Source organism: Sulfuritalea sp., assembly GCF_017302275.1.
In the GTDB taxonomy this organism is placed as follows: domain Bacteria; phylum Pseudomonadota; class Gammaproteobacteria; order Burkholderiales; family Rhodocyclaceae; genus Sulfuritalea.
Genome location: NZ_JAFLDR010000021.1, coordinates 60,427 through 67,947, shown reverse-complemented (window position 1 = coordinate 67,947; position 7,521 = coordinate 60,427). Strand labels below are relative to the sequence as shown.

6 protein-coding genes are annotated in these 7,521 nt (G+C 67.0%); all 6 read left to right on the top strand.

All coding sequences use genetic code 11. The features are described 5' to 3' along the window. Positions 1-2,421, top strand: a 2,421-nt coding sequence (locus J0M27_RS12880; RefSeq protein WP_294992204.1) for an LPS-assembly protein LptD, incomplete at its 5' end; no start/stop codon positions are given. Next, the gene (locus J0M27_RS12875; RefSeq protein ID WP_294992201.1) at positions 2,418-3,734 is read left to right on the top strand and encodes a peptidylprolyl isomerase; all 1,317 of its coding nucleotides are present in this window, start codon (positions 2,418-2,420) and stop codon (positions 3,732-3,734) included. The genes J0M27_RS12880 and J0M27_RS12875, both read left to right, overlap by 4 nt. Next, positions 3,706-4,671, top strand: a complete 966-nt coding sequence (gene pdxA / locus J0M27_RS12870) for a 4-hydroxythreonine-4-phosphate dehydrogenase PdxA (protein ID WP_294992198.1) — start codon at positions 3,706-3,708, stop codon at positions 4,669-4,671. Before J0M27_RS12875 ends, pdxA begins: the two co-directional genes overlap by 29 nt. A 1-nt stretch (position 4,672) precedes the next feature. Then, the gene (locus J0M27_RS12865) at positions 4,673-5,455 is read left to right on the top strand and encodes a class II glutamine amidotransferase (protein ID WP_294992195.1); all 783 of its coding nucleotides are present in this window, start codon (positions 4,673-4,675) and stop codon (positions 5,453-5,455) included. Further along, complete coding sequence (gene rsmA / locus J0M27_RS12860) at positions 5,452-6,261, top strand: 16S rRNA (adenine(1518)-N(6)/adenine(1519)-N(6))-dimethyltransferase RsmA (RefSeq protein WP_294992192.1); 810 nt, start codon at positions 5,452-5,454, stop codon at positions 6,259-6,261. Before J0M27_RS12865 ends, rsmA begins: the two co-directional genes overlap by 4 nt. Then, positions 6,248-7,516 carry a TIGR03862 family flavoprotein gene (locus J0M27_RS12855; protein WP_294992189.1) on the top strand — a complete coding sequence of 423 codons (1,269 nt, stop codon included), beginning with the start codon at positions 6,248-6,250 and terminating at the stop codon, positions 7,514-7,516. The genes rsmA and J0M27_RS12855 overlap by 14 nt, the downstream gene beginning before the upstream one ends. Positions 7,517-7,521 lie beyond the last annotated feature (5 nt).

Below are 7,521 nucleotides of genomic sequence, written 5' to 3'. Positions count from 1 at the left end.
ATGGCAACCCGATCCGCGCAAGCCGCCCCCCCCTTGCCCACGCCCCCGGCCACCGAGGCGCCTGCCGCGCCGGCCAAGGCGCCCGCCGTCGGCACGGCGGCCGTGGCGATCGTCGAACCGCAGGAACCGCCGCTGGTGGCGGAACGCCCCGCGCTGCCGCCGCTGTATTCCGCCCATGTCGCCTCGGGCGCGCTGCCGGAACCGACGCTGCGCGCCTCTCCCGCCGTGATGCCCTACCTGCGGCAACCGGGCGACGTGCTGCCGACCTTCATCGCCGCGGACCAGATCGCCGGCAGGAACGACGTGGAAGTGGTCGCCGAAGGCAACGTCGAACTGCGCAAGCGCAACTCCGTCCTGCACGGCGACAAGCTGACTTACTGGCAAGGGACGGACGAACTGGAGGCGTCGGGCAACGTGCGCCTTTCGCGCGATGGCGACCGCGTGCAGGGCCCCCGGATGCGCATGAAGATGGATGACAGCACCGGCTTCTTCGAACAACCGGAATACAGCATTCGCCGCATCAAGAACGGCTCGGCGGCCACGCTGTGGACCGGGAACGAAGAGCGCGCCTCGGCCGACCTCACCACCGGACACGGCACTGCCGCCCGCATGGAGTTCGAAGGCGAGGGCAAATACCGCCTGACCGATGCCACCTACAGCACCTGCACCCCGGTTGCCGGCCGCGATCCGGACTGGTTCGCGCGCACCACCGACCTGCGCCTCGACTACGACACCGAGGAGGGCAGCGCGCGCGACGCGACGCTGGTCTTCATGGGCACGCCGATCCTCTATGCACCGTGGATGAGCTTCTCGCTCAACAACGAGCGCAAGAGCGGCCTGCTGACGCCCACCTTCGGTTCCACCAGCAGCGGCGGTGTCGAGTTCACCCAGCCCTTCTACTGGAACATCGCGCAGAACATGGACGCGACGCTTGCGCCGCGCATCATGGCCAAGCGCGGCACGATGTGGAACGGCGAGTATCGCTACCTGCAGCCGAATTACGGCGGCAGTTTCCAGGGTCAGTATTTGCCCAAGGACAAGCTGGCCCACCAGAGCCGCTCATCCTATTCACTCAACCACAACCAGAACTTCGGCAACGGCTTCACCGGCTCGCTGGCGCTCAACCGGGCATCCGACAGTACCTATTTCAGCGACCTGGCCAGCGGGTCGACCGTGATCGCGCAGACCAACCTGCTGCGCCAGGGCACGCTCAGTTATGGTGGCGGCTGGTGGTCCGCCAACCTGCTGGCACAGAGTTACCAGACCTTGCAGGACCCGTCCCTTCCGGCGGTCACCGAGCCGTACCGGCGCCTGCCGCAACTGACCGTGAACGCCAGTCGCGGCGACCTGCCGCTGGGCATGCATTTCGCCTTCAACGGCGAGCACGTCAATTTCCGCAACCCGACACTGGTGCAGGGGCGGCGCCTGACCCTCTATCCCCAGCTATCGCTGCCGCTGCAAACCGAAATATTGAGCCTGACGCCCAAGATCGGCATACATTCCACGCGCTACGTGCTCGATCGCCAGGCGGCCGGCACCCCCGAAAGACTGACCCGCGAATTGCCCATCTTCAGCGTCGATTCGTCGGTCACCTTCGAGCGCGACATCGGCTGGCTGGGTACCGCGCTGACGCAAACGCTCGAGCCGCGCGTCTATTACCTCTATGCACCGGCGCGCGACCAGAGCCTTATCCCGGTTTTCGACAGCGCCCTGACCGACTTCAACTTCGCCCAGATCTTCGGCGAGAACCGCTACGGCGGTGGTGACCGCTTCGGCGATGCCAACCAGGCCACGGCCATGCTGACGTCGCGCCTGATCGATCCCGCCACGGGAGCCGAGATCCTGCGCGCGGCCTTCGGCCAGCGCTTCTATTTCACCACCCAGAAGGTCGGCCTGCCCGGCGAAATCCTGCGCAGCGATCGCCAGACGGACTTCCTCGCCTCGCTGTCCGGCCGCATCCTGCCCAAGACCTATGTCGATACCGGCATCCAGTACAACCCGCGCCTGAACCGCATGGAACGCCTCAACGTCGGCGGGCGTTACCAGCCGGAAACCGGCAAGGTGCTCAACGCCGGCTACCGCTACTCGCGCGACCAGCTCGGCCAGCTGGACCTGTCCGGGCAATGGCCGATGTTCGGCGGATGGCATGCGGTGGGGCGCTTCAATTATTCAACCAAGGACCGGCGCATGATCGAAACCGTGGCCGGCCTCGAGTACGACGGCGGCTGCTGGGTGGGACGCGTCGTCATGCAGCGCCTGGCGACGCTGACGCAGCGCTCCAACACCGCGCTGTTCTTCCAGCTCGAACTGAACGGATTCGCCAAGGTCGGATCCAATCCTCTCGACATCCTGAAACGCAACGTGCCCGGCTACGGCGCGATCAACCAACAAGACCAGGCCGCACCGCTCACCCCACCATGATTTCCCGCTTCCTGCTGTTGTGCCTGCTACTCGTTTCCACCATTGCCCAGGCGCAGGCCCAGGGGCGACGATCCCAACCGCTCGAAGTCGACCGCATCGTCGCCGTGGTCAATGACGAAGCCATCACCGCGTTCGAGCTACGCGCGCGGATGGCCACTGTCGAACGCCAGTTGCGCAGCCAGAACGTGCAGCTGCCGCCGGGCGACATCCTCGAACGGCAACTGCTCGAGCGCATGATCACCGACCGCGTGCAACTGCAGTTCGCCCGCGACACCGGCCTGCGCATCTCCGACATCGAGCTCGACGCGGCGCTGCGCCGCATTGCCGAGGGCAACAAGCTTTCCCTGCAGGACTTCCGTGCCGCGCTGGAACGGGATGGCATCCTGTGGTCCAAGTTCCGCGAGGAGATCCGCGACGAAATCGTGCTGTCGCGGCTGCGCGACCGCGAAGTGGAGAGCCGCATCGTGGTGTCCGACGGCGAGATCGACAACTACCTGGCCAATCCGGAACAGGGCGAAAGCCTCGCCAGCGTCGAGGTGCAGACGGCGCACATCGTGTTGCGGGTACCCGAGCAAGCCTCGCCCGACCAGCTGATGCGGATCGGTGCGCGCGCCCAGGCGGCACTGGACCAGCTCCGCCGCGGAGAGAATTTCGCCAAGGTGGCGGCCAGCTATTCCGACGCACCGGACGGCCTGAGCGGTGGCGACATGGGCGCACGGCCACTCGACCGCCTGCCGGCACTCTATGCCGATGCCGTGAAAAAGCTCAAGCCGGGCGAGACCAGCGACATCCTGCGCAGCCCCGCCGGATTCCACATCGTCAAACTGGTTGCGCGCCAGGGTGGTGGCGGTCCGACGCAGGCAGTCGCGCTGAAGCAGACACGCGCCCGACATATCCTGATCAAGGTGAATGAACTCGTCTCCGAAGCGGAGGCCCGGCGCAAACTGGTCGGCCTGAAGGAGCGGCTGGACAACGGCGCCGACTTCGCCGATCTGGCGCGCCTGCATTCCAACGACCTGTCCGCCGCCAAGGGCGGCGACCTCGGCTGGATGTACCAGGGCGATACGGTGCCCGATTTCGAGAAGGCGATGGATGCACTCAAGGTCAACCAGGTCAGCGAGCCGATCCAGTCGCCCTTCGGTTTCCACCTGATCCAGGTCCTGGAACGCCGCACCGAGGACGCCACGGCGGAGCGCCAGCGCCTGACCGCGCGCCAGGTGCTGCGCGAGCGCAAGTCCGACGAGGCCTACCAGGACTGGGTCCGGCAAATGCGCGACCGCGCCTATGTCGAATACCGCAACGAAGAGCGCTGAACCGCCGCTCATCGCCGTAACGTCGGGCGAGCCCGCCGGCATCGGGCCCGACATCTGCCTGCGCCTGGCACGGCGGCAGTGGCCGGCGCGCCTGGTGGTGCTGGGCGACCGCGACCTGTTCGCCGAACGCGCGCGGCAACTGGGGCTCGACGCAAGCCATATCGAGATTCGCCATGTCCCTTTGCGAAAGTCGGCGCTGGCGGGACGGCTCGACGCCGCCAATTCCGGCTACGTACTCGACATGCTCGACACCGCGCTCGACGGATGCGTCGCCGGCGACTACGCGGCGATGGTCACCGCGCCGGTGCACAAGGGCGTCATCAATGATGCCGGCATCACCTTCAGCGGCCATACCGAATACCTTGCGCAACGCACCGCCACGCCGCGGGTGGTGATGATGCTGGCCGGCGCGGGATTGCGCGTGGCGCTGGCGACCACCCACCTGGCGCTCAAGGACGTTCCCGCCGCGATCACGCGCGACGACCTGGAGACCAACCTGCGCATCCTCCATGCCGATATGCAAACCAAGTTCGGCATCGCCGCGCCGCGCATCCTGGTGGCCGGACTCAATCCCCATGCCGGCGAAGGCGGCCACATGGGGCGCGAGGAGATCGAGGTCATTGGCCCGGTAGTGGACAAGCTGCGCAACGAGGGAATGGATCTGGTCGGCCCCCTGCCCGCGGATACGCTTTTCACGAAAAGTGTCCTCGCCGGCTCCGATGCCCAAGTGGCCATGTACCACGACCAGGGCCTGGCGGTGCTCAAGTACGCAGCCTTCGACGAAGGCATCAACGTCACGCTCGGCCTGCCGGTCATCCGCACTTCGGTCGACCACGGCACCGCACTCGATCTCGCCGGCACCGGCAAGGCCTCGCCGACCAGCCTGTTCGCCGCGATCGATGCCGCGATCGACATGGCCGCGCGCCGGAATCGCTGAAATGTGCCAGTTATTGGGCATGAACGGCAACACGCCCACCGACATCTGTTTTTCCTTCGAGGGCTTCCGCACGCGCGGCGGGCTGACCGACGTGCACAAGGACGGCTGGGGCATCGCCTTCTTCGAAGGGCCGGGTTGCCGCGTCTTCATCGATGTCGAGCCATCGGCACAGTCCCCCGTAGCCGAACTGGTGCGCCATTACCCGATCCATTCGACGAACGTCATCGCCCACATCCGCAAGGCGACCCAGGGGCGCATCGCGCTGGAGAATACCCACCCCTTTCAGCGCGAACTTTGGGGTCGCTACTGGATCTTCGCCCACAACGGCAACCTGAAGGAATTCGCACCCACGCTCGACGGCAGTTTCGTCCCCGTCGGCGACACCGATTCCGAGCTGGCCTTCTGCTTCCTGCTGCAACGCCTGCGCGCGGAGTTCGGCGAGGCAATGCCGCTCAGGCAGCCGATGTTCGATTTCCTCGCCGGCATCACGCGTGAAATCGCCGCGCACGGCGAGTTCAATTTCCTGCTCAGCAACGGCAACTGCCTGTACGCGCACTGCGCCACAAAGCTCGCCTACATCCTGCGCCAGGCCCCGTTCGCCGTCGCCCACCTCAAGGACCAGGACATCAGCATCGACTTCAGCGAAGTGACCAATCCGTCCGACCGAGTCGCCGTCATAGCCACGCTGCCGCTGACCGACAACGAACCGTGGATCACGATGGAACCCGGCACCCTGATGGTGTTCAAGGACGGCATGCCGGCGGCCGAGGCGCGCACCGCATGAAGTCCGTCGCCGGGCACGTCGCCCGGAAGCGGTTTGGGCAGAACTTCCTGGTCTCTGACGGCGTGATCCGCAGGATCGTCGACGCGATCGCACCGCGCGCCGGCGACACCGTGGTCGAGATCGGCCCCGGCCTCGGCGCCCTCACCGAACCGCTGCTGGAGCGCTGCGACCACCTGCACGTGATCGAGATCGATCGCGACCTGATCGCGCGCCTGCAACAACGCTTTCCGCCCGAACGGCTGACGATCCACGAGGGCGACGCGCTGGTATTCGACTTCGCCAGGCTCAAGGACGAAGGGCGGCTCAAGATCGTCGGCAACCTGCCCTACAACATATCCAGCCCGCTGCTGTTCCACCTGGTCCGGTTCGCGCCGCTGGTGTATGACATGCACTTCATGCTGCAGAAGGAGGTGGTCGACCGCATGGTGGCCGAACCCGGCAGCAAGGATTTCGGCCGACTCTCGGTGATGCTGCAGTACCGCTTCCACATGGAGCGCATGTTCGTCGTGCCGCCGGGCGCCTTCAATCCGCCGCCCAGGGTCGACTCGGCCATCGTGCGCATGATTCCGGTCGATTTCTCAGGAGTCGGCGCTGGCGGAACGGCAAGCGACTCCGAGTTGTTCGCCAGGGTGGTGACGGCGGCGTTCTCCCAGCGCCGCAAGATGCTGCGTAACACCCTGCGCGGCTATCTTGACGAGGCCGCGCTGGCGGCGCTGGGCATTCCCCCGACGGCGCGCGCCGAGGACATCCCGGTGGCGGACTACGTGCGCCTCGCCAATTCGCTGGCCGACCTTGGACGACGCTGAATCGGCCATCTACGGGCGCGGCGTCGCCGTGATCGGCGGCGGACCAGCCGGCCTCATGGCGGCGGAAATCATCAGCGGCGCGGGCTGGCCTGTCGACCTGTTCGACGCCATGCCCTCGGTCGGTCGCAAATTCCTGCTGGCCGGTCGCGGCGGCCTAAACCTGACGCACTCGGAACCGGGCGACCGGTTTCTTTCTCGCTATGGCACCCGCCGCGAGCAGGTCGGGAAATGGCTGGAGGGCTTCGGCCCGGAGCAGCTGCGCCGCTGGGCTGGCGAGCTCGGCATCGAAACCTTCGTTGGCAGTTCGGGACGGGTCTTCCCGCGCGAAATGAAGGCCGCGCCGCTGCTGCGCGCCTGGCTGCATCGGCTGCGCGCCGCCGGCGTTACGGTCCGTGCGCGGCATCGCTGGCTGGGCTGGGATGCCACTGGCGCACTGCGCTTTGCGACACCTGCCGGCGAAACAAAAGTCGGCGCTGGCGCCACGGTGCTGGCCCTCGGTGGCGGCAGTTGGGCGCGGCTGGGCTCGGACGGCGCCTGGGTTACCCTGCTGCGCCAGCGCGGCGTAGGCGTGGCGCCGCTGCGGCCGGCCAACTGCGGTTTCGACGTGGCCTGGAGCGAACACCTGTGCAGTCGCTTTGCCGGCACGCCGGTGAAGTCCGTCGCCATAAGTTTCGTTGCTTCCGACGGATCGCCGTCGCGGCGCGAAGGCGAGTTCGTCATCACCCGCCACGGCATCGAGGGCAGCCTGATCTACTCACTGTCGGCGCCCTTGCGCGACTGCATCGAAGCCACCGGCAGCGCCCTGCTGCAGGTCGACCTCGCGCCGGGGCGCACCCCGCGGCGGCTGGCTGAAGATCTCAGCCACCCGCGCGGGCACGATTCACTGGCCAACCACCTGCGCCGCCGCGCCGGCATCGATGGCGTCAAGGCGGCTCTGCTGCGCGAGTTCGCCACACCGGAGCAGCTCGCCGGCAACGAAACCCTCGCTGCGCTGATCAAGGCCTTGCCGATCCCGGTGCTTGCGCCACGCCCGCTCGACGAGGCGATCAGCAGCGCGGGAGGCATCGAGTTCACCGCGGTCGATCAAAACCTGATGCTGCGTGATCTGCCCGGCACCTTCTGCGCCGGCGAAATGCTGGACTGGGAAGCGCCCACCGGCGGCTACCTGCTCACCGCCTGCCTTGCCAGCGGGCGTGCCGCCGGTCACGGCGCGCTGCGCTGGCTGGCCTCCAGCGCCGCCGCGCCAGGACGATAATGCGC